General features: G+C 44.2%; 18 protein-coding genes. 13 read left to right on the top strand and 5 right to left on the bottom strand.

From position 1 onward, the window contains the following. Positions 1 to 36: 36 nt before the first annotated feature. A complete protein-coding gene (locus WG943_RS14635; protein WP_340410146.1) occupies positions 37 to 2739 on the bottom strand; it encodes a D-alanine--D-alanine ligase family protein in 2703 nt (900 codons plus the stop codon). A 508-nt stretch (positions 2740 to 3247) separates the two neighbouring features. Here WG943_RS14635 and WG943_RS14630 point away from each other — a divergent pair. The 7 genes from WG943_RS14630 to WG943_RS14600 all read left to right on the top strand — a co-directional run bounded on the left by WG943_RS14630 (position 3248) and on the right by WG943_RS14600 (position 13136). Further along, positions 3248 to 4447, top strand: coding sequence for a phosphoglycerate kinase (locus WG943_RS14630; RefSeq protein WP_340410144.1), 1200 nt, complete (start codon positions 3248 to 3250; stop codon positions 4445 to 4447). A gap of 584 nt (positions 4448 to 5031) precedes the next feature. Continuing rightward, a complete protein-coding gene (locus WG943_RS14625) occupies positions 5032 to 5613 on the top strand; it encodes a hypothetical protein (RefSeq protein WP_340410142.1) in 582 nt (193 codons plus the stop codon). 183 nt (positions 5614 to 5796) lie between these two features. Continuing rightward, positions 5797 to 7527, top strand: coding sequence for an alpha/beta fold hydrolase (locus WG943_RS14620; RefSeq protein WP_340410140.1), 1731 nt, complete (start codon positions 5797 to 5799; stop codon positions 7525 to 7527). A gap of 465 nt (positions 7528 to 7992) precedes the next feature. Next, entirely contained in the window at positions 7993 to 10320 is a 2328-nt protein-coding gene (locus WG943_RS14615) for an ABC transporter permease (RefSeq protein ID WP_340410139.1), read from the top strand. A gap of 325 nt (positions 10321 to 10645) precedes the next feature. Beyond that, on the top strand, positions 10646 to 11011 hold the full coding sequence (locus WG943_RS14610) for a nuclear transport factor 2 family protein (RefSeq protein ID WP_340410137.1): 366 nt from the start codon (positions 10646 to 10648) through the stop codon (positions 11009 to 11011). 54 nt (positions 11012 to 11065) lie between these two features. Beyond that, positions 11066 to 12679: a M1 family metallopeptidase gene (locus tag WG943_RS14605; protein ID WP_340410135.1), complete on the top strand. Its 1614-nt coding sequence runs from the start codon at positions 11066 to 11068 to the stop codon at positions 12677 to 12679. A 19-nt stretch (positions 12680 to 12698) separates the two neighbouring features. Next, complete coding sequence (locus tag WG943_RS14600; RefSeq protein WP_340410133.1) at positions 12699 to 13136, top strand: acetyltransferase; 438 nt, start codon at positions 12699 to 12701, stop codon at positions 13134 to 13136. A gap of 62 nt (positions 13137 to 13198) precedes the next feature. Here WG943_RS14600 and WG943_RS14595 read toward each other — a convergent pair whose 3' ends face one another. After that, complete coding sequence (locus tag WG943_RS14595) at positions 13199 to 14146, bottom strand: NADP-dependent oxidoreductase (RefSeq protein WP_340410132.1); 948 nt, start codon at positions 14144 to 14146, stop codon at positions 13199 to 13201. A gap of 234 nt (positions 14147 to 14380) precedes the next feature. Between WG943_RS14595 and WG943_RS14590 the strand changes: the two genes are divergently transcribed. From WG943_RS14590 to WG943_RS14580, 3 genes are all read left to right on the top strand, one after another. Further along, positions 14381 to 15178, top strand: coding sequence for a S1/P1 nuclease (locus WG943_RS14590; RefSeq protein ID WP_340410131.1), 798 nt, complete (start codon positions 14381 to 14383; stop codon positions 15176 to 15178). A gap of 236 nt (positions 15179 to 15414) precedes the next feature. Further along, a complete protein-coding gene (locus tag WG943_RS14585; RefSeq protein ID WP_340410129.1) occupies positions 15415 to 16548 on the top strand; it encodes a helix-turn-helix domain-containing protein in 1134 nt (377 codons plus the stop codon). Between the two features lie 91 nt (positions 16549 to 16639). Continuing rightward, the gene (locus tag WG943_RS14580) at positions 16640 to 17023 is read left to right on the top strand and encodes an SRPBCC family protein (protein WP_340410127.1); all 384 of its coding nucleotides are present in this window, start codon (positions 16640 to 16642) and stop codon (positions 17021 to 17023) included. Positions 17024 to 17061: 38 nt separating this feature from the next. Here WG943_RS14580 and WG943_RS14575 read toward each other — a convergent pair whose 3' ends face one another. After that, the gene (locus WG943_RS14575; protein WP_340410126.1) at positions 17062 to 17685 is read right to left on the bottom strand and encodes a YdcF family protein; all 624 of its coding nucleotides are present in this window, start codon (positions 17683 to 17685) and stop codon (positions 17062 to 17064) included. 145 nt (positions 17686 to 17830) lie between these two features. Between WG943_RS14575 and WG943_RS14570 the strand changes: the two genes are divergently transcribed. The 3 genes from WG943_RS14570 to WG943_RS14560 all read left to right on the top strand — a co-directional run bounded on the left by WG943_RS14570 (position 17831) and on the right by WG943_RS14560 (position 20044). After that, entirely contained in the window at positions 17831 to 18208 is a 378-nt protein-coding gene (locus tag WG943_RS14570; protein ID WP_340410124.1) for a nuclear transport factor 2 family protein, read from the top strand. A 46-nt stretch (positions 18209 to 18254) separates the two neighbouring features. Further along, positions 18255 to 18479, top strand: a complete 225-nt coding sequence (locus WG943_RS14565; RefSeq protein WP_340410123.1) for a VF530 family protein — start codon at positions 18255 to 18257, stop codon at positions 18477 to 18479. A 440-nt stretch (positions 18480 to 18919) separates the two neighbouring features. Then, positions 18920 to 20044: a serine hydrolase domain-containing protein gene (locus WG943_RS14560; protein ID WP_340410122.1), complete on the top strand. Its 1125-nt coding sequence runs from the start codon at positions 18920 to 18922 to the stop codon at positions 20042 to 20044. An 80-nt stretch (positions 20045 to 20124) separates the two neighbouring features. Here WG943_RS14560 and WG943_RS14555 read toward each other — a convergent pair whose 3' ends face one another. Next, positions 20125 to 20859 carry a head GIN domain-containing protein gene (locus tag WG943_RS14555; protein ID WP_340410121.1) on the bottom strand — a complete coding sequence of 245 codons (735 nt, stop codon included), beginning with the start codon at positions 20857 to 20859 and terminating at the stop codon, positions 20125 to 20127. 127 nt (positions 20860 to 20986) lie between these two features. Then, complete coding sequence (locus WG943_RS14550; RefSeq protein WP_340410120.1) at positions 20987 to 22192, bottom strand: OmpA family protein; 1206 nt, start codon at positions 22190 to 22192, stop codon at positions 20987 to 20989. Positions 22193 to 22202: the final 10 nt, after the last annotated feature.

The following is a 22202-nucleotide window of genomic DNA, read 5'->3' as shown; positions in this document are numbered from 1 at the left end:
CCTCTAACCTTTTAACTTTCTACCTCTTTAACTCAATTATACTTCTGCTTTCATTTTAGTGCGCTCCATGCCGTACTGCAGAATGCGATCTATAAAATCGTATGGCTTGTAACCATTAATGGCTGTCTGGTGGAAGATACAAGTGGCTGGTGTCATGCCAGGAAGTGAGTTCACTTCGATGATGATCGTCTCTACCTCGTCGTTTTCCAGCACACGCACAAAAGCGTCTATCCTAGCGTAGCCTTCTATGTTCAGGATCTGGGCTACTTTTCGCAGGTCTTCTTTTACCTTGTCAGATATTTTCTGGCGACGCTCCGGGTCAGCAGCATAACGAGCAGGTGTGATATTTTGTCCTTCGCCGGCCAGAAATTTTTCTTCCAAAGATAAAACTTCACCTTCTGCCAATGCCTCCGATGCCTCGAACACCTCGTAACTTACCGTACCATCAGGGGCATACTTTGTAAGCAAACCACCGGTGATCTCCAGGAAGTGCTTAGCGCCCTCTCTGGAGATAAGTGTTTCTACCAGGAAGCCGGCTTTGTTCGGGAATTCCTCTTTAAAGCCAAGCTGTAAGGTTAATGCACAGTCAGAATCCAGTTCCTCCATCTCCCGGAAGATCAGTTTGGCAAAAGCCTCCAGTTCCTGTCGGTTCTTTATCTTTTTCACCGCAGAGCTGCAACCATCGTCGGCTGGCTTTGCAATGAACGGGTACTTAAACTCACTTTCTATACTTTGGAAGAAAGCCTCGCTGTCTTTTTGCCAATCCTCTTTAAGCGCCATAGCATGCTTGGCCACCGGCACACCGTGCTGAGCCAGTATCTCGTTGGTTTCGTATTTGTTAATCGTAATGCGCGACGAACGGATACCGGAACCATTGTAAGGGATGTACAGTTTCTCCAGCTCCATCTGCAAAGCTCCGTCTTCGCCAGGTCTGCCGTGCAGAGCAATAAATACCGCATCTACCAGATTTTTAAGCTGGCTGTAGGTAATGCGCTGCGGCTCCTCCAGGCTGCGGCCTGTATACTTTCTGGTTATACTTTCTGCTTCTTTGGCTATTTCGGCGAGAACCGGGTGTGGTTTGCCTCCCTGCTCAAAGTAGTGTACTTTCTCTTTAATGTCGTCTGCGTTATCCTTCAGCATGATGTTGATCGGGATTGTGTACAAACGGTGGGCCTCGTTGCTGCCCGTCAGGAATATCGGTAGCGGCTCATACTTTGTAGACGAAGAAAGCTTTTCGTAGATGTTACGGCCACTCTCCACCGAAATATGACGCTCCGAAGAATAACCTCCCATGATCACACCTACACGTACTTTCTCAGCACGGTGCGCCTGCTCTTCCCTGATCGCTTTGTCCAGCTTAGCAAGTAGCCTTGTCAGCTTCACGGTATCCTTGCCGGTTTTAAGGCGCTCAGCAATAGAGGTTCGGATAATATAGGTCAGGAACTGCGACGGGTTAAGGCCAATTTCAGCTGCCTGATGGAAGAAGAACGACGACGGCAACATACCTGATGTCGTGTTCGGGTCGTTCAGGAATATCTCGCCACTCTCCGTAATAAAGCCATCCAGACGCGCATACACGTTAAAGCCGAAGTCTTTAAACAGTTTGCTTGTAGCTTTGCGTATCTGCTGAATCTGCTCAGTTGGTAGGTTTATAGGGGTAATTTTACGGCTCAGTCCCGGCAGGTACTTGGAACGGTAGTCGAATACCTCGCTGCCCTTCACGATCTCGGTTGGCGGTAAAGCGATTGGCTCACCTGCCTCGTTCTGCACTACAATACAAGAGAACTCTCTGCCCTGTATAAAGGCCTCAACCAACACCTGCTGCTCGTGCTCAATGTTGGTAAGCGTAAGGCTATCGGTAGCCGTTGTGTTGAAAGTCTGGTTTATCTTGTTCAGCAGCTCTTCCGGATGATACACAATGGTGCCATCTTCCAGCATCACCGGCATCCCGATACCCTCCCGGATATCCACCAGTTGCTTCATGGTAACCAGCTGCTTCTCCTCTCCTAAGACCAGCCACTGACTCTTGTAGATGGTTTTGGTAAAGAAACTGCGCTCTACGGCTGCCTCAAATGCTGCAAAGTTATTTTCTTTGATAATCGATACCCCGATGGAAGAGCCTTGATGCGGCGCTTTTAACACCAACGGCAAGCCAAGTGCTTCAACCAAAGTATGGAATATCTGCTCGCGCTGCTCCTGCTTTGCCCAATCGGCATACTGTATGGTTCTGTAGTCCGGCGTCAGGAAGTTGTTTTGCTTTAAAAGATCTTTCTGAGCGGCTTTATCGATACCGATTGCAGAAGGAAGTATACCTGAGCCAGAATACGGGATATGGTACCACTCCAGCAGGCCCTGTATAGCGCCATCTTCGCCGTAAGGTCCGTGCAGCGCCAGGAAAGCAAATTCAAAATGCTCCTTAAACTCGTTTGGCTGCAAACGTTTACCGGCTTTGGCAATTATCTCGTCCTGCTCAGCTATACTTAACTCACCCAAAGATTCAAGGTAAATCTGCAAGCCATGCTCTGTCTCGGGCAGCGCATCTACTGGTGGGTAAAAGTCGCGGATAGTGCCTTTGTAAATAAACTGCCAGTTAAGGAGTATAAAGTTACCCAGGCTGTCTACAAACACCGGAACCGGCTCAAAAAGAGCTTTATCTAAATTATCGTATACCGTACGGCCACCTGCAAAAGAGATTTCGCGCTCACGTGATGGTCCGCCGAAAATTATTCCTACTTTCATTAATGCAAAGGTAATAAATAGAGGTGCATTATACTTACTAATTTATAAGCTGCTATTCTAGTTCAATTTTAGGTTTTATCAAAGTATAGAAGTGATTTATAGTTTGATTGTTGACCACAGATTAAGGAGATTAGATTGATTTATATGATTTCCTGTAGTTCCGGGTCCAACCACCCCTGCCCCTCCTTAGCCAAGGCGGGGAGTTCTGACATTACTTTAGCAAGAGTATAGGCTCTGGAGCTTCTGCTTTATCTTTTTTCTACCATGATTTTCCCATAATTAAAAAGAAGAAGGAAATAACTATTGTGATGGCAGTTAGTGCAGTAAGTAAAACTCCCCGCCTTGGCTAAGGAGGGGTTAGGGGTGGTTGGGTCCGAGGTTGAAGAAAAACAACCAGCAATCAACCATCTTCAAGTATAAGCATTTCACTATATTTGTTTCACCGAAGATTTATGGCAACAAAATCTGGTGGATAACGAACAACGAGTAACAAAACCTTAATCACCTCATGAAAACCGTAGACCAGTATAACTTTGCCGGCAAAAAGGCATTGGTGCGTGTCGATTTTAACGTGCCGCTTGATGAAAAATACAATATCACAGACGATACCCGTATTCGTGCGGCTGTGCCCACCATTCGTAAGATTATGAACGACGGTGGCGCTATTATCCTGATGTCGCACCTGGGCAGGCCAAAAGCTGGCCCTGAGGAAAAGTTCTCGCTGCGCCACCTGGTTGATAGGCTTGCTGATGAATTTGATACAGTTGTGCGTTTTTCTCCGGATGCTATCGGACCAGAGGCTGAGCAAATGGCCGCTGAACTAAAGCCGCGTGAGATTCTGCTACTAGAAAACCTGCGCTTCCATAAAGCTGAAGAGAAAGGCGATCCTGCCTTTGCGGAGCAACTGGCAAAACTAGGCGATGTATATGTGAATGATGCCTTTGGTACTGCTCACCGCGAGCACGCCTCTACTGCCGTTATTGCACGCTACTTCCCTAAAGATAAAGTGATGGGTTATGTAATGCAGGCTGAGCTCGACAATGCACGCCGTGTGTTGGATAAAGTGGAACGCCCTTATACAGCCATTATGGGTGGAGCCAAAATTTCTGACAAGATACAGATTATCGAACGCCTGATGGACAAAGTGGATAACCTGATAATTGGCGGCGGTATGTCTTATACTTTTGTAAAAGCCGACGGTGGCGATATTGGCTCATCGCTGCTGGAAGCAGATAAAGTTGACCTGGCGAAGCGCCTGATTGCCATGGCTCGTGAAAAAGGAGTAAACCTAATGATACCGGTCGACTCTGTGATTGCCGACGAGTTCAGCAACGATGCCAACGTAGATACATGTCTGAGCCACCACATTAAACCAATGTGGATGGGACTTGACATTGGACCTGAGGCACGTACACAGTATGCAGCGGTGATCCAGAACTCAAAAACTATACTTTGGAACGGCCCGATGGGTGTGTTCGAGATGTCTAATTTCTCAGTAGGCACAGAGGCTGTAGCTGAGGCCGTGGTAGAGGCAACACGCCGTGGCGCTTACTCCCTGATTGGTGGCGGCGACTCTGCTGCTGCGGTTAACCAGCTGGGCTACGCTGACCGTGTGTCGTATGTATCTACAGGCGGCGGTGCATTACTCGAGTACATGGAAGGTCGTACTCTACCAGGTGTAGCCGCTATTGAGCGTGACGATTACTAATAAGTTTATACTTTAAAAGTATAATTAAAAGATCCCCTGCTGCTGTAAAGTGGCGGGGGATCTTTCTTTTAAAGTACAATATTTAAGGGACAGGTTCACTTTTAAATCGAAATGTATAAGTGTTCTAAAGCCAACTTACTTACAACCAGAACATTAAGCCATAAGTACGTGTTTTTATCCGCATATATCCGGTTATAAACGTATAATACCCGAATAAATACGGTTACAAGTAGCATTTTCGACCTTAATTCTCTCCTGCGATATTTGCTTAGTGCTATTTGCACCAAGTAGGCGACCCTCTAAAACATAAGCCTCACACGAAATAGCAATTTTTAAGACTTTTAATCCCAGCAAATTAGTTTTTCTACGCCTTTTCATAAAAAGCTCGTTTATCTTTAATATATTGTATTAGCTATTTAAAAACGTGGATGGGCACATTATTCGGTAAAAAAGCGGCTGCTTACATTTATTTAAGGGACAAAACCGCCTTCGCACATAGTGCAGATAGTAGGAGTAGGTACTCCTGCTAGCCAATAGTTAGCGCTTATACAATTAGGATTTCAAAGCAATATATAAAAGAAAGAATGGGGCTTTTCTTCAGACCTTCAGCAAAAGAATTGCTTGAAGGTAGAAATAGAATAGTTCTTGAATGCGGGATTCCAATGTTGGAGAAAAAAGGCTTTAAGAAATCACCCCTCTCAACTTCATGGTTTGGTAGGGACAGCCTTCAAGGTTACACCTATGAATTATGCCGCCTAAATCCTGATTCAACATTACAAATTATTGAGATACAGATAAACCGACAGGACAAATGGATAAAGTTTATTCTGAATATCTTTAAACTAAATCCTAACCCTGAATCTATCAACCAACTGAATGGTGTGGATGGACTTCAATATAAGCTTCCGCCTAATAGCATTACAGAAATGCGTTTGGGGATTGATGATATTAAAGGACCTCCAATACTTAACTATGACTTCATGTTTAGAAAGCATAAAATTGGAAGCTATTATTCAAAGTATGGCTTTAGCAAAAGTGTAAAGCAACTAAAGAGAATCATCGAAACGGATTTGAATAATATTGAATACTTTGTTCAACGATGGTATGAAATACACAAGTATCCTATCATAACAACATGGGAAGGACACCAGATTGAGGAAGTATAGTAGAATTCAACAACTAAATTAAATAGAAGCACATGCGCTAACCACACCCATAAGCCAGCTGCGCCGCCTTATGGCCAAGTCCGTTGTGCCTCATACTAACTAAAAATAAGAAGCTGCAAGCATTAGACTAAATTCATAAACCATAAAATTCATAAGCCTTTTCCCATGCTCCTGTCCCATTTAATGAAAACATTCAAACTGCTCTTGTACCTATTTTTATTTCTAGCTTATACCTCGGCAGCCTCACAAAACCTGACCTTAATAGGAGAGATTGTTGATAGATTTAAAAACACCTCCATTCCTTACGCCACTATAGGAGTGAAAGGCAAAAGCTTTGGTACGGTTGCCGATGAAAATGGGAGGTTTAGCTTTACTATTCCCGCTACTGCTGTTTCTGATGAGGAGCAGGTGATTGTTTCCTGCGTTGGCTATAAAAGTGTTGAAACTACAGTCTCAGCTTTAAAGCAAGGGCATCAGCTAATTAGCCTGCCATCAGCTCAGATAAACTTAAACGAAGTAACGGTGAAGGCACGCAAGGTGAAGACAAAGAGCTTTGGCAGAACAGGGAACTCCACGATGATGGTGTCCAACATGTATACAGAAAACAACCTCGTTTCCGATGAACTTGCCAAAGAGCAAGGCACCATTATAAAGCTGGATGAGGAGGTTCTCCTTAAGGATTTCAACATGTATGTTGTGTTCAACAGGTTCAAGTACGTCAAGTTCCGCTTGAATATTTATAGCGTAAAAGACGGTTTGCCCGACAAGTCCTTATTGAAGGAAGATATACGGTTCGATGTCACGGAGAAGAAGGGCTGGGTAAAGGTGGATCTTAGTAATTACCATATTTTTCTGGAAGGTCAGGACAAAGTGGCGGTCACCATTCAATGGCTGAAAAGTGAGGCTATAGAAGGCAATAGAAAATCTTTTGCTATTTCTGCTGTTCCTGTTCCCTCTCGTTCCGTATTCTTCCGCGACAAAAGCCAAGACCAGTGGAAAGAGGTGAGCCCCAGCTACCTTAGTTTTTATCTCACGGCTGATTCCTACAAAGGGAAAAATATAAACGCCCCATCAGAAACTCCCCAAACAGAGGCCTACGTGCTGCCTGACAGCCTGAAGTATCTCAGGTTTCTTGCCATGCAGACGCCTATTAATCTGCAAAGCAAACATCGCTATGGAGATAGTTTAGAGGTCGGGAACTATGTAAATGTGAACAGTGCGAAACTATACTATGAGATGTATGGCCAGGGAGAGCCGCTCCTGCTGCTCCACGGCAACGGTCAATCTATTTCTGCTTTTTCTCAGCAGATAGCCTCTCTGTCAAAGCACTTCAGAGTCATTGCCGTTGATACCCGTGCTCACGGGAAGAGTTTAGATGATGTTAAAGTAAAGCTTACCTATGACTTGTTTGCATCGGACATGAAGCTGTTGTTGGATTCACTGAACATGAAGCAGGTAAACATACTTGGGTGGAGTGACGGCGGCAACACAGCTCTAAAGATGGCTTTAAACCATCCTGAATACGTGAAGAACATAGCCATTATGGGAGCCAATCTTTTTCCAGATAATACAGCATTAGAAAGCGGGCTTTTGGAACTGTTCAACAAACAACTCGAGGAATTGGAGGGGAAGAAGGAGGAGCAATCGCTAAACCGGGCAAGGCTTCTGAGGCTGCTACTAAATGAACCCCAGATGAGTTATAAAGATATGAGTGCCATCCGTGTTCCAGTGTTGGTTATGGCAGGGGAGCATGATGTGATTCTGGAGTCACACACTAAGGCGATAGCTGATAGTATTAAAGGGGCAAAACTAATTATCTTTAGAGATGCCTCACATTATGCTCCGCAGGAAATACCAATTGAGTTCAACAAAGCTGCCTTACAGTTTTTTGCCCCTCAAAGTAGCAACTTGTAGAGATAACCTTTGAAATCAGAGTAGCTGAATTAACGAGTTGTAACTCTCGGTCAAAATAAAAAGCACGAAAGCACAACAAAGTGCAGCCTTAACCCTTGCTATGCTTCGGGCTTCGGCTGCACAAGTCCGTAGCAACAACGCCCTTCTATATAACCCAACAAATGTTCCCAAACAACAAGGAAACAGTTAACAATCCTACCAATAAGCTTCTCCACGGCAAACATCCACTGAGATAAAAGTGAGTGCTGCAGTTTCATTTGGGTGTAAAATATTTTGTAATTAACTGTATCAAATCGAACAGTCAAGTGTCTGAAATCGAACAGGCTTTGAAAAATAGTTGTAATAAACCGACACCTAAACACTGATTATCAATTAGTTGCATTTGGCACTAGCTTTGCCAATAGAACTTGGAGGGATTTCTCTCACTATCTGCCTCTTTTTCCTTAAAAATCGACACTTTACGTCATGATAAAGAACAATCTTAAAATCGCCATACGGATACTCTGGAAAAACAAACTTTTTTCATTAGTCAATATACTGAGCTTATCACTGAGTATGGCGGTTGGTGTTGTTCTTTTTACAGGCCTGAAAGCCAATCACGATACAGACCATTTTCATCCAAACCTAAATCAACTAGTGCGGATACTCACGCAGGAAACAAATGAGGTGGAACAAACCAAATGGGCAACAGCTCCATTGCCCTTGGCGCCGCAAATGGAAAGTATCTCCTTTATTGAAAAAACGGTAAAAGTGCGTCTGGCAGGAAAACATAACTTGCAAACCGACGGAGGCGATGTGCCTATTGACATAAAATTTTCGGAGCCTTCTTTTTTTGATGTTTTTGGCTTTAAACTGCTCTCAGGTAATGCACAAACCCTTACAGATAATCCAACTTCGCTTTTTTTAACCCAAAAAACAGCAGAAAAGATATTTGGCAACGCTAATGCTTTAGGGCAAACGGTTCGATTTGAAAAGTTAGGTGCTTATACCGTTGCCGGAATTATCCAGGACCCACCTTTAGAAACACACCTACCCATTGAGGCCATGCTTTCTATGAATGCTGCCGAAGTGCTTGAAAAAAAAGGAGCACTGAGTATTAGTGCACAAAATTGGGGAGACTTCAAGAGTGCAGCAATTTACGCGCGTTTAAAGTCTGAAGAAGATTTAACCCAACTCAATACAACGCTCCAAAACTATACTCGGAAATTGGATAAGAGCAGTCTCCAATTTTTGGCACAACCCATAGAGGCTATTACCCCTCGAAACAATGACATTAAAAATGACCGCGATGCGGGCACCGATTGGACGGGCATAAAAATACAGCTGTTTTTAATTCTAGCCTTAACTCTTTTATCTGCTTTCAACTATATCAGTTTGACATTGGCGCGTGCCTTCTCCCGAGCGCGAGAAGTAGGTATTCGCAAAACGATAGGCGCCACAAGAAGACAAATTATTGGTCAATTTTTAATAGAATCGACTCTTGTTTCCCTATTTGCTTTGATGTTTACAATGCCATGTGTTGAAATTTTAACGCACTATATACCCGAAATGGATGTGGCGTTTTCTTATGATATAATCTTGTTTTTAGGTTTGTTGACTTACGCAGGTATCACAGGTTTAGTCGCAGGGGCACTTCCGTCATGGTTGTTGTCAGCGTTTAAGCCTATACAGGTTTTGCGTAAAATGAAGAATATTAAGCTGTTCCAGAGTATTGCTGTTTACAAAGCTTTGATTGTCGTACAGTTTTCAGTGACCATTATGCTGATGATAGTGGTTGTCATATTAGCCGATTATGAAATAAAAAATCATGCAATCATTAACTCAACCGTGTCACCTAATATTTTGACACTTGATTTAAGAGGTGAAAAATATGGAAACCTACAAAACGAAATAAGCCAGTTAAGCCAGGTAGAAACGACTTTGGCGACTAACTGGTACTATAAACCGATGAAAAAGGGCAAATCTTCTGTGCAGTTCAATGATAAAATTTTGGAAATGTATTACGTAAGTATTGACCCAAAAACAATTGAAACAGAAGGCATCAGCTTAAAATCGGGACAAAATTTCCCTAAAAACATGCCCCAAAATACTGAGCAATATGTGTTGGTGAATGAAGCTGCGGCAAAAGTAATAGAATCTGAATCGGAGACTTTAGTTGGTCAAACGCTATTGCTGGATTCTGCCTATGTACAAGTCATTGGCATCATGCCCAATGAAATTATTGGCGAAACAGCTCCTTTACTATATAGGTATTTGCCAAATGAAATTGCCACCTTGACCATAAAAATAAATCCAAATACAGAATTGGAAGCAACCAAAGCTATTCAATCCATATGGGAAAACCATTTTCCTGAAAAAACAGCAAATCTTCAGAATTTAAAAGATGGTTATTCAAGCATTGGAGATAGAATAGGTTTTTTTGGAGGCTTAGCCCTTATCGTTATGATAATAGCTGGTCTGGGCATTTTAGGCATAGCCAGTTACTCCGTGGAAACACGCGTTAAGGAACTGGGTATAAGAAAAGTATTGGGAGCAAGCAACAAAGAATTGGTGTGGATAGTTACCAAAAGTTTTGGCATTCTTATCCTGATTGCCGGACTTATTGGTGTTCCGGCTGGCTTGTTTGGCGGTGATTTAATTAGACAAGATTTAGGCAGCAGCCTTGTTGATTTAAGTTTTATAAATGTAAGCATAGGCTTTGGTTTAGTTGCCATAGTCGGGCTACTGACGGTCCTGTCCCAAACCATTAGAGCGGCACATGTTGAACCTGTAAAAATTTTAAAAGCAGAGTAAAAAGGTAAAGCATTCATTGGCAGGTTATGACGGTGGCGAGACAATCAATTCTATTCCGCGACACCATGACGACAATGTATTGACCGACTACAAGTTGATGACAACATGTTTCAGCAATGGTGCGGTGAGGTGTATGCTGTAAGTTTTTTATCTTCGTTCTACGTTTTGTTTCCAGGGAAAAGACGCGGCTTTTGAAGCGCACCATTGCATAAGCACAAACGTTTACTCCTACCTCTCAATTCCCATTTCATTTTCAACATGTTGTATAGTTATACTTCTCACCCAGATTTACTATCTTGTTATCTGAAGCTCAAAAAGTATAACTATGACGAACACGCCGAAAGAAGTTCTGCGCCAATGGTTAAATGCCTTTAATAAAGCAGATGCAGCAGCGTTGGCGGCGCTATATCACGAAAGTGCCGTAAACCACCAAGTTGCCAATACACCTGTAGAGGGCAAAGAGGCGATCCGTGAAATGTTTGAAGCAGAGTTTGCCACCGCAGAAATGGTGTGCATCGTGGAGAACATATTTGAGGATGGCGAGTGGGCCATACTGGAATGGAAAGATCCGCTCGGGCTTAGAGGTTGTGGCTTCTTTCATGTTGTGGACGGCAAAATCATACTTCAGCGCGGTTACTGGGATAAGCTCTCTTTCCTGAGAGCCCACCATTTACCTGTACCTCAAAGCTGATTTTAAAGTATAACTCTTGAGCTCTTACATAGAACTTCTAAACTTACTGACCCTATGAAAAAGTACCTCTTTATGGCCTTACTGGCCTTTAGTTGCTTAAAAGCCACTGCCCAGGATAACAACTGGACCTGGGGCGGCCCTGTAAACCCGGCGCAGGCAGCTTATGATGTAAAGCATTATACTTTGAACCTGGCTGTAAACCCGGAAGCTAAGTCTATTGCAGGCTGGGCTGAAGCAACTGTGGCCATTGTGTCTCCCATAGATCACATTCGGCTAGATCTGATTGACCGGTATAAGGTGAGCGAGGTACGGGTAGATGGCAAGAAAGCTGATTTTACAAGATCTAAGGATGCCCTGGATGTGCAGCTAAAGAAAAAGTATGTGCCGGGGCAGCGCGTAAATGTTAGAGTTAACTATTCCGGCGTTACCCCTGAGGCAGTTAACCCACCTTGGCAGGGTGGCTTTACGTTTAAGAAAGATGCCAATGGCAACCATTGGGTAGGTATGTCGTCGCAGAACGAGGGTGCCAAGATCTTTATGCCCTGCAAAGACCACCCATCCGACGAGCCGGAAGAAGGCGTAGACCAGCATATTGCAGTACCTGCACCATATAAAGTGGCGGCTAACGGCGTGTTAGTATCGGAGAAAGAAAGCAAAGGCCAGATCACCTACCACTGGAAAACCAATTACAGCATCAACAACTACAATATAAATTTTACGGTTGGCGACTTTGTGCAGTCGCAGGAAAACTATACTACTGTAAATGGCAATACAATACCGATGGTAATTTATCTGCTTCGCCAGAACGAGGCTAAACTGCCCGAGTTGATGGATGTATTGGAGAACAGTGTACGCACCCAGGAAAAATACTTTGGCGAATACCCTTACTGGAAAGAGAAAGTCGGTATTGTGGAAACGCCTTACCTGGGCATGGAGCACCAGACCATAAACGCCTACGGCAACAACTACAGGTTTACCAAAGTAGGCGACACTACCCACGACTGGCTATTGTACCACGAGTTGGGCCACGAGTGGTGGGGTAATAAAGTAAGCGTTAAAGACTGGGCAGATTTCTGGATTCAGGAGGGCCTCTGCACCTACGGCGATTGGTTATTTATAGAGGCGCACGGTGGCCACGAAGCATACCTGAATCATGTGAAGCAAATTGGCCGTGGAATCCGCAATCAGAAACCTATAATCGTAAAAGAGTTTGCCACTTCCGACGAAGCCTACCATGGCGAAATCTACACCAAAGGCGCTTATGTAATGCATACGGTGCGCTATATTCTCGGCGATGATGTCTTCTTTAAAACAATCAAAGGTTTTGCAACAGATTCTGCGTACACGCACGGCAACCAGGTAAAAACGTTTGATCTGCAGAACTACATTAACACAAATACAGACCATAACGTTACGGCGCTGTTTGATATGCTGCTGCGCACAACACAGGTACCGGAGGTACTTGTAAAACAGACAGGAGACAATACTTATACTTTGCAGATCACCAATATTAACTTCTCGCTGCCTATGGAAGTTAAAACCGACAAAGGCACACAGCGTATGGAGCTTTCATCTAAACCAGTAACGGTAACCACTAAACAGGCACCTGTGGTAGATGAAAATGGCTGGTATCTGAAAAAGGTAACAACTGAGAAAAGGAGTAGCTAAAAGTATAAAGACCCGAACCATGATCACCTCCGCTACACCCTCAGACTTTGAAGAGCTTGTACACGTATGGGAAGCATCAGTGCGTGCCACTCATGATTTCCTTTCTGAAGAAGACATACAATACTATAAACCACTTATTCTGAACGAGTACTTGTATGCGGTGGAACTGGCTTGTATGCGCGATGCTGAAAATGCCATACTAGGTTTTGCAGGTGTTGCAGATGGCAAAGTAGAAATGCTGTTTGTGCACCCCAACTATCGTGGGAAAGGTGTAGGTAAAAAATTGCTGACTTATGCTGTGGTGCAGCTTAATGCCACCATGGTTGATGTGAACGAGCAGAACCAGCAAGCAGTAGGATTTTACGAGTACATGGGCTTTACTACCGTTGGCAGATCAGAGCTCGACCCATCAGGCAAGCCCTACCCTATCCTACACATGGAACTGCGACGGCACTAAAAAGTATAAAATGAAAGAAGCCGCTGATATTCCCAGCGGCTTCTTTCATTTTATACTTTTAACTACTCCTCAACACTCACCACCACTTTGCCATTTGTCTTCCGGGTTTCTACCTGCTCATGAGCCTTGGGCAGATCTTTAAACGGAAACACATGCGATACATGTGGCCGCAGGTGCCCCTGCCGCATCAGGTCTGCAATCTTTTCCATGTCTTCGGCGCTGGAGTGCACCAGATAGTTTTTGGCTGTAATATTTCGTTTCTTCGCCTCTTCCTGCACCGCTTCTTTTGCGCCGCCAAGTATAGATACGATAGTACCACCTTCACGCAGAGCAGCCAGCGAGTTGCGTGTATTCTCCTCTCCAAGCGAGTCCAGCACAATGTCTGCATCCATCACTACATCTGCCACCTTATACTTGTGGTAATCTATCTGTTCGTCGGCACCCAGGTTCCGGATAAAATCGTGGTTCTCAGGTGAGGCTGTGCCTAATACCGTGGCCTGAAAGTATTTGGCGATCTGCACTGCAAAGTGACCTACTCCACCAGCTGCCGCATGTATCAGCACCTTTTGCCCGGCTTTTAGATTAGCCTCATGCACCAGCACCTGCCAGGCAGTGAGCGCTGCAAGCGTGGCCGCTGCTGCTTCGTGGTGCGGTACGTTTTCCGGTTTATGCGCCAGGTGTGCCTCAGGGGCTGCCACATACTCGGCGTAGGCTCTGCCATGCCCCGGAAAATTTACCATTCCAAACACCTCGTCACCTGCCTTAAATACTTTTACATCGTCGCCTACAGCCTCTACCACTCCAGAAATATCCCAGCCAATAATTACCGGCGGCTGCTCTGCCAGCGAGTTGTAAAGCGCCTTGCCTTCGCGTGTTTTAGTATCCACGGGGTTTACACTAATGGCTATTACCTTTACCAGCACCTCCCCTGCCCTGGGAGTAGGTTTATCGATTTCCTGTAGCTGTAGTTTATCTACGCTTCCGGGCTCGTTTACTACAAATGCTTTCATAGTTGATGCTCTCTTGTTTCTAACTTAGTTACATAAACCCCTGCAGCAGTAAAAGGTTGTTAAGTTATTGGCCGGATGATGCAGCACCCAGATTAAACCTGCAACTGCTTTGGTAGAGCAACTGCCGGAAGTATATGTGATGCATTGCATAGCCTTAACAAGTAAACACACTTTTCATCTGTCTAAAAATTACCGACCTTTGCACCATCAACACAGGACATACTTTTACTACAGATGAAATTTAACTTCTTCAAAAAATTATTGCTGATCGGGTTGATGGTATACTTACCATCTCAGGCAATGGCGTGGGGCATGCTGGGCCACCGTATTGTAGGCGAAATTGCAGACAGAAACCTGACCAAAAAGGCACGCAAAAACATCCAGAAAATACTGGGCAACGAAACGGTAGCCATGGCCAGTAACTGGGCCGATTTTATCAAGTCTGACCCATCATATGATTACCTGGGCCCGTGGCACTACATCAACGTAAAGCAGGGCGTAACACTAGATGAGTTTACAAGATTTGTGATGCAGGATACCTCTACCAATGTGTACACAAAGCTGAACATGATGGTAAGCGAACTAAAGAACAATAAAAATCTGCCACAGGATAAAAAGGAAATGTACCTGCGCCTGATCATCCACATGGTAGGCGATATACACCAGCCCATGCACGCTGGCCGACCAGAAGACCTGGGTGGCAACAGGGTAAGATTAACATGGTTTAACACACCCACCAACCTGCACAGAGTATGGGACGAGCAACTGATAGAGTACCAGCAACTAAGCTATACCGAATATGCTACCGTACTAAACCATGCTAGCAAAACGCAGCGCAATACCTGGCAGCAGGCCCCGGTTAGTAACTGGATATATGAGTCTTACCTGATTGCAGATAAACTGTATGAAGGTGTAAAACCGGAAGATAAGCTTAGCTACCGCTACAATTTTGAACACGTAAACACGCTGAACGACCAGCTGCTGAAAGGCGGCGTTCGACTGGCCGGACTCCTGAACGAGATCTTCGGGTAAGATTATACTTTATAGAAGCAGAAAAGCCTCCGCAAAATATAATAGCGGGGGCTTTTCTGCTTCTATAAACTTATACTTCAGAAATTTGAATACTTACTTTTACGCAAAGTTAACCCGCAACAGCAGCTGCTCTCACAGTAAAACACAGTATAAATCTCTTCCGCTCCACTAGTCCATTTAAAAGAATCTTCTTTATATTCGTAGTTCATACTTTATAGCCAAAGCCGGGAACAAACATGTACTTAAGCCTTTTTGATATCATTATTTTGTTTGGTGCACTGCAGGGGCTTATACTTGGTTTAGTACTGCTTTTCTCGAAGCCGGAAGAGCGAATTGCCGGTAAAAAGAATTACCTGGCGCTGCTGGTGCTCATTCTGGTTTATAACGGCCTCGAAACCCTCAGCTGGAGCTCCAACATCATCACGTTCAACTACTTTTTCAGTCTTTTCCCGAATGTGCTGATCTTTGGTCTGGGGCCTTGTTTGTATTTATACATCAGGTCTTTCTCACACCCGGAAGGTTTCTCACCTAAAACGCTGCTTCAGCATTTTGGCTTGGTTGGAGTACAACTTGCGCTCCGCCTGTTTATACTTTTAATTGCTACCCTAAACCAGCGCGGCACTGTGCTTGGCCTTTGGAGTGCTGACCTAGATAACTGGCACAACATCATATCAGATAAACTGGCTATTGTAGTATTTATGTTTTACCTGGCACTAGCTGGCCGTGAGATTTGGCTGCAGAAAAAAGACTCTCAGGAGCAAACACCAATTAAATGGCTGCGCATACTTTACTTGTTTACCTTACTTTGGGGTATAGCCTGGGCTGTAACCACAGTTTATCCGGTTATCTTCCGAACAGATAAAACAGGATACTACTACCCTATTGAGGTGCTGCAGGTACTGTTTATTTACTGGTTAGGCATTACCGGGTTTTACCGTATTAAAGTGGTACAGGTAGAAGCGCAGAAAAAAGCAAACGCCTACTTCGAAGGAATTGACAATGAGGTAATCGAAAAGTGCGAGAAAGCACTGGCCAGGGCCATGGAAACCGATAAGTTATACTTAGATACTGAGCTCACTGTAGGTAAACTGGCCGACCATGTTAACATCAGCTCCAAAACAATATCCGCGGTATTAAACCAGCACCTGCAGAAAGGATTTAGCGAGTATGTGAACGACTACCGGGTAGCCGAGGTAAAGCGGCGACTTGCAACCCACGAGACCAAAACCATGACTATCGCAGGCATTGCCCTGGATTCTGGTTTTAACTCAATGGCTACGTTTCAGCGTGTGTTTAAGGCATCCGAGAACATGACACCTAAAGAGTATGTGGCGCTGGTATCAGAAAATAAATCGCAAGAGGCTCGTTAACTTATAATGATTCAGGCAGATTTTATACTTGCATATATTTCTGCGGCCTTAAATTCCTAACTTGCCCATAAATTCAAAACAAATCATCCCCATGAAAGACTATAAGAAATACTATGTTATTCCGGCAACTCCTGAAGAAGTATATGCAGCTTTAACCAACCCAAACACCATACAACTTTGGTCTGGCGAAAATGCAGTAATGTCTACGGAGCCAGGTTCTGAGTTTGATTTGTTTGAGGGCAGCATTGTGGGCAAAAACCTGGAGTTTGAGGAAGGCAAAAAAATTGTGCAGCAGTGGTATTTTGGAGATCAGGAAGAACCCTCTATTGTAACCATAAAACTGCACCCACACAAGTATGGCACCTCCGCAGAACTACGCCACAGCAACATCCCCGACGAAGCTTTTGATGATATTGCCGAAGGTTGGGACGAGGCGTATTTTGGTTCTATTATAGATTTTTACGAGGAAGATTAAGCATTGTATTTTTCTACTTGCAGAAGCAACCAGCAATCCTAAAGTTTTCCGGTGTCTCTACGGTTCAGATAACGAAGCACCTCCTCTACTTTAGCCAGATCGCCTATGTTGCCATACTTGTGTATGCGCTCCATTTCACCGGCAATTAACTGAGCACGTGTGCCTTTTACCTTACCCTGAGAATGCACCACCTCTTCGCACCACGACAGGTTTCTGCCAGGGTAGCTGTATACTTCTAGCTTTGGATAATGCTCTTGCACTGCTGTAACTGCCGTCATCAAAGCACGTGGCTGTTGAAAGGGAGAGGCTGTTGTAACTATACTTTTAAAGCCAACCTTTTTGGCATGTTTTATAGCATTTTGTGCCTCTATGCGTGTGTTCAAGCTAGAAGTATCAGGCGCTACAGGCACAGGTTCTATCTCGTCGGGTTTTACTCCTAGCTTTTGTAGTTCCTGTTTCCATACTTCAAATCCGGGGTAGCCGCTCAGTGGTTCTGTTTGCAGAAACATGACCTTATTTGCCAGCTTATTACTTAACAAGTATACTGCTGAGGCAAAAACAGATTGTTGGTTATCTTCTGTCTGACCAAACAAGAAAACGGCGTCAGCAGGTGCCGGTGGCAGGGTATCGCAGAGGGTGCGGATGATTAATTCTTCAAGCATAGGTGGAATATACGAAGCAATAGCAATTTTGTAACACGCTTAAAAGTATAAAACGATTTGTTGCGGATGTAGTAACTTGCAGCACCAAGATAGCAGCATACATATGAATCAAATCATACTTTCAGTCCTACTTTTACTTTTAACCATGACAGCTTACAGCCAGCAGCACTCAGGCAACGAGGCTCTTTTAGCACCGGTTAAGCAACAACTGGAAGCCTACAACAACCGCGACATCGAAAAATTTGCCAGCGCCTTCAGCGAGGATGTGAAAGTATACCGCCAGCCGGGAGTACTTACGTATCAGGGCCGTGATGAACTAAAAAAACGTTACGGTGCCATGTTTGCCGCTACTCCTGATTTGCATTGCGAACTTGTAAACCGTATTGTTGCCGGCGAGGTAGTAATAGACCAGGAGAAAGTACAGCGCACCAAGGGCCAATCCCGCACCGATGCCATTGCCGTATACCGCATTAAGGATGGACTGATTGTGGAGGTGACATTTATACCTCCTGTTAGTAACTAAGCTGGCACATCTAAATTTTAGTTACTACTTTATATTTTTGTAACCTATGGCAGAAGCACAGAAAAACAACCCGCTGCACGGCAAAACGCTACAAATGATCCTGGAGCACCTGGTAGACTACTACGGCTGGGAACACCTAAGTACCAAAATCAACATCAATTGCTTTAAGAACAACCCAAGTATAAAATCCAGCCTTGCCTTTCTGCGCAAAACCCCATGGGCCCGCGAGAAGGTTGAAAGTTTATACTTATATACTTTGAGGAGGGGCTAAGGATCCTGTTATTTTCTAGGCACCTATTCCCTATTTATACTTTACGGTTCAGTCTACAGTACCTTGGTCTCCCCTCCTATGGGAGAATTGTTCCGTACAATTTTCTGGTTTGGTAGGCACACCGATACAGGTGCAGGATACAATTGCCGAGTTTAAGGTGGTGGGTGTAAATTTCTATTTACTGCAGTGCAGCCCCCAACTCAAGGAGATGGAGCGCTTTTCAGATTCAATAATTAAATTGTATGCTTTAGCGGCTACTGTTTAACATAACAATAGCACTTTAAAACAAATTAACTAATCTTATCTGAATCCCCTATTAATATTAGCGTCAGGGAATTTCCCATATAAAAACATCCACTAATTTAAACCAGTTTTAGCAGGAAAGTAGCTGCTGCCTTTGTTGCAATTTCTTTACATTTATACTTCAGAAACATAGAACTATGAAACGTAATTACATTTGCCTCCTCATGGCGCTGCTCTTAAGCTTGAGTGCAGGTGCCCAAAACGCAACCACATTACAGCAGCAACTTAAACAGCACTTTAACAACAAAGTATACCCTGGTATTCTTATCGGCTACTCGAAAGGCATGTATAACCTGTCGCAGGCTTATGGCTACAGCAATGTTGCCACAAAAAGATATCTAAATCCAAGCCAAGTGATGATGGGCGGCAGCACCGGGAAAATAGTGGTAGCCGCAGCAGTTCTAAAACTGGTACAGGAAAATAAGCTGGAATTGGATGCACCTATAAGTAAGTACTTGAAAGGTGAGTGGGCCGAGGCTATTCCTAATTATACTTGCCTTACCGTAAGGCAACTGATGCAGCACCGCACTGGCCTGGCTCGTTATATTTTCACAGATTTTAAAGAAGACGTGAAGCAGAATCCTGATAAAGTATGGCAACCACTGGAGCAGGTTAAATACATAGCTACCATCGCACCTAAATTTGACTGTGGCCAGGATTTTGCCTACTCCGATACAAACTACCTTATACTTGGTGCCATCATAGAGCAGATTTCAGGTCAGGACTTTTATACTTACGCCGAAGAAAGCATCCTGAAGCCAAACCACATTAAAATGTTCATCCCTACCAACACGCGCACTATACCGGGTTTAGCCAACGGTTATGCAGGAGAAAATGATCCGCTTGGTTTTACTGGCGCCGCATTGGATAAAGAAGGAAAGTCACGCTATAATATGCAATTTGAGTGGACAGGCGGAGGATATGCATATAATCCTTCGATGATGGCTAAACTAATGGTAGCTATTTTCGAGGGTAAGGTTTTCGGCACAGAGCTACTAAAGGAGTATACAGCCACATTACCAGCTGCCGAAGTTCGGGCAGAGTATGGCTTGGGCATTATGAAGTATAACCTGAACGGCAAAATATTTTACGGCCACAGCGGCTTTTTTCCGGGTTACCTTTCGCAGGTATATTATGATCCGGAGACTAAAGAGGCTTTTGCTTTTCAGATAAACACTACTGAAACTGCTGGTGTGCAGGATCTTTATAAAAGTATAAATGCTTTTTTCTCGCAGAGGCAATCACCGGGTTTAGCTAAATAAAACGATAAACAACTTCAAATGAAAAGCCATCAGAATCAAAAGTTTTGATGGCTTTTCATTTGTAAAATAGTAGTTAAGACTTACCTTTTAATCACTTTCCCAGAGCCTGAAATATTCTGAGTAACTGTAGGATTGCCTTGGAAGTATACGTTTCCGCTTCCTGAGATATCTACTGCCAAAGTAGTAGAGGCACTTACCTCTGCCACACCTGACCCAGTAAGATTAACTGTTACGTTCTGAGCCTGTAAATCAAATGCTTTTGCTCTGCCAGAACCGGAAATATTTATGTTGTGCTGCACAGCCTCACCAGATAATACTATGTCTCCGGAGCCGGTTACTCTGGTTATCACCTGATCAGCAGTCAGGTTTAGCTCTATTTTGCCAGAGCCGTTAACAGTAACAGGAATGTCTGTAGAGGTGGTAATGGCATTTTGCCCTATAATACGCCCAGACCCGTTTAAATCCAGCTCTTCTACAACAGGTATGGTAATGTACACTTCTACCGCCTCACTTCTGCGTACACACTCTCTGTTCTCTATTTTCCAGGTGTTATTGCTTACGCTGGTTCTGAGTTGATCCAAGATGTTAGGCTCGCCTTTAACTTCAACGGACTGTGCTGCGCCTTGTGTAAGGTATACTTTAAAGTCTCCGTTGGCTGCAATTCTTGTAAAGGGATCAATATTAAGCGTTCGTGTTTCAATCGCTCCCTCGCCTCTTATACAATCTGTGTCATCGCAGGCACTGAGTAATAAGGGTAAAATCAAAAGAAAGGGCACCTGCACACATCTTCTCCACGCCATAAAATAATTTTTCATAGTTTTTGATTAGGTAAAATGATACTGATAAGCTAATGATTCTGTTAATGCTGCTTTGGTTGCATCAGGACACACCTATTTAGCATAAAAAAAGAGGGCCTTTACCTAAGAGCCCTCTTTTAAATTATTAATCTATTCTGATTTCTACTTTCCGGTATGCTGCTCCAAGTTCATCAAGCACGGTGTGGTCGCTTAAGATCCAGAAATTTTTGTGCGCCAGTTTATGCTTAATGTACCATTCTACATAGGCTGCCCTTTTACGGCTTACCTCCTGCTTTACAGACTTTACTCCTTTTCCGTCTGAGTAACCTGTAATGTAGATACGGGCCTTATCCTGCTGGTTCTCCAAAAAAGCGTCTAACTCCTTTACAGCTGCTTCATCCAGGTACAGGCTGTTAAAACCATACAGCAACTGCAGGTCGGCCTTGCGGCTTTTCACCTCTGAGGCAGTTGCTTTCATTTCTGCTACAGTTCCCGGATACTGCGATGTCGATACTGCGTCCTCAAAAGAGTAATTGTCTCCAAATGCGCTTCCGTAGGTTTCCTCCTCTGCACCTGTGGTATAGGCTGTGTAACCGCCCTCGTTATCTGCCGTGATCCAAAGCTCCTGCTCCCCCTGCTTTTTGTAATAAGCGTTAAAGGCATTTTCCTGGTTTATGTTGCCAGCCAGCTTTACAGGCTCCTGCTCTACCACAGTACCTGCCTTAAAAGGCACAGCATATACATAAGCCGCTTCACCGTCTTTTCTGGAGAAGTAAAGCGAATCATTAGCCAGAAACGGGGCAAACTCCGGCTGACGCGTATTCACTTGTTTGCCAAGGTTCTTTGGTTTGCTCCAGCGGTTACCGCTCCATTTGCTCAGGTAAATATCGTCGTAGCCTTTTGTCTTGCCCAGCTCTGCGGCAATAAGCAAATCGTTCTTATCTGGTGTCAGGAACAAACCGAGGTTATAAGACTGGTTCTTTAGCCTCGGCAGTTGGCGCTCTCCTACTTTTGTAAAGGCACCATCAGCATACGTATAAAAGGCAATCACCTCATCTTTACGCCCTCGCCTGTGGTATACGAAAAACTCGTTGTTCTCTTTGTTGCTGCCCACTACTGTATTTACTGACCCCAGATTCAGCGCCGGTTCTTTTGTAGCTGTGCCTGTGGCCCCTAACTGCTCTGTGTACAGAAACTGACCGTCCTTCTCCTTTTTGGTGTAAATCAGTAGCTCTTTGTTTAGCAGCGTAACATCAGCCACCTCTTCGCGGGTCTCCTTGATAGGCGTTTGTGCCTGGGCGGAAAAGGCAATCGTTATAAAAAATGCTGCGGAGTATATTATTCTCTTCATGTTGTCTTAG

The sequence above is a fragment of the Pontibacter sp. H249 genome, assembly GCF_037892465.1.
In the GTDB taxonomy this organism is placed as follows: Bacteria; Bacteroidota; Bacteroidia; order Cytophagales; family Hymenobacteraceae; genus Pontibacter.
This window is presented reverse-complemented; position numbering and strand designations above follow the sequence as displayed.

What these genes read in the sequence shown, in the direction of transcription:
- WG943_RS14580 (WP_340410127.1), top strand. Translation starts at nt 16,640, where the DNA reads ATGAAAGACTATAAGAAATACTATGTTATTCCGGCAACTCCTGAAGAA.
- WG943_RS14615 (WP_340410139.1), top strand. Translation starts at nt 7,993, where the DNA reads ATGATAAAGAACAATCTTAAAATCGCCATACGGATACTCTGGAAAAAC.
- WG943_RS14565 (WP_340410123.1), top strand. Translation starts at nt 18,255, where the DNA reads ATGGCAGAAGCACAGAAAAACAACCCGCTGCACGGCAAAACGCTACAA.
- WG943_RS14610 (WP_340410137.1), top strand. Translation starts at nt 10,646, where the DNA reads ATGACGAACACGCCGAAAGAAGTTCTGCGCCAATGGTTAAATGCCTTT.
- WG943_RS14605 (WP_340410135.1), top strand. Translation starts at nt 11,066, where the DNA reads ATGAAAAAGTACCTCTTTATGGCCTTACTGGCCTTTAGTTGCTTAAAA.
- WG943_RS14590 (WP_340410131.1), top strand. Translation starts at nt 14,381, where the DNA reads ATGAAATTTAACTTCTTCAAAAAATTATTGCTGATCGGGTTGATGGTA.
- WG943_RS14595 (WP_340410132.1), bottom strand. Translation starts at nt 14,146, where the DNA reads ATGAAAGCATTTGTAGTAAACGAGCCCGGAAGCGTAGATAAACTACAG.
- WG943_RS14625 (WP_340410142.1), top strand. Translation starts at nt 5,032, where the DNA reads ATGGGGCTTTTCTTCAGACCTTCAGCAAAAGAATTGCTTGAAGGTAGA.
- WG943_RS14630 (WP_340410144.1), top strand. Translation starts at nt 3,248, where the DNA reads ATGAAAACCGTAGACCAGTATAACTTTGCCGGCAAAAAGGCATTGGTG.
- WG943_RS14620 (WP_340410140.1), top strand. Translation starts at nt 5,797, where the DNA reads ATGAAAACATTCAAACTGCTCTTGTACCTATTTTTATTTCTAGCTTAT.
- WG943_RS14635 (WP_340410146.1), bottom strand. Translation starts at nt 2,739, where the DNA reads ATGAAAGTAGGAATAATTTTCGGCGGACCATCACGTGAGCGCGAAATC.
- WG943_RS14555 (WP_340410121.1), bottom strand. Translation starts at nt 20,859, where the DNA reads ATGAAAAATTATTTTATGGCGTGGAGAAGATGTGTGCAGGTGCCCTTT.
- WG943_RS14585 (WP_340410129.1), top strand. Translation starts at nt 15,415, where the DNA reads ATGTACTTAAGCCTTTTTGATATCATTATTTTGTTTGGTGCACTGCAG.
- WG943_RS14550 (WP_340410120.1), bottom strand. Translation starts at nt 22,192, where the DNA reads ATGAAGAGAATAATATACTCCGCAGCATTTTTTATAACGATTGCCTTT.
- WG943_RS14575 (WP_340410126.1), bottom strand. Translation starts at nt 17,685, where the DNA reads ATGCTTGAAGAATTAATCATCCGCACCCTCTGCGATACCCTGCCACCG.
- WG943_RS14600 (WP_340410133.1), top strand. Translation starts at nt 12,699, where the DNA reads ATGATCACCTCCGCTACACCCTCAGACTTTGAAGAGCTTGTACACGTA.
- WG943_RS14560 (WP_340410122.1), top strand. Translation starts at nt 18,920, where the DNA reads ATGAAACGTAATTACATTTGCCTCCTCATGGCGCTGCTCTTAAGCTTG.
- WG943_RS14570 (WP_340410124.1), top strand. Translation starts at nt 17,831, where the DNA reads ATGACAGCTTACAGCCAGCAGCACTCAGGCAACGAGGCTCTTTTAGCA.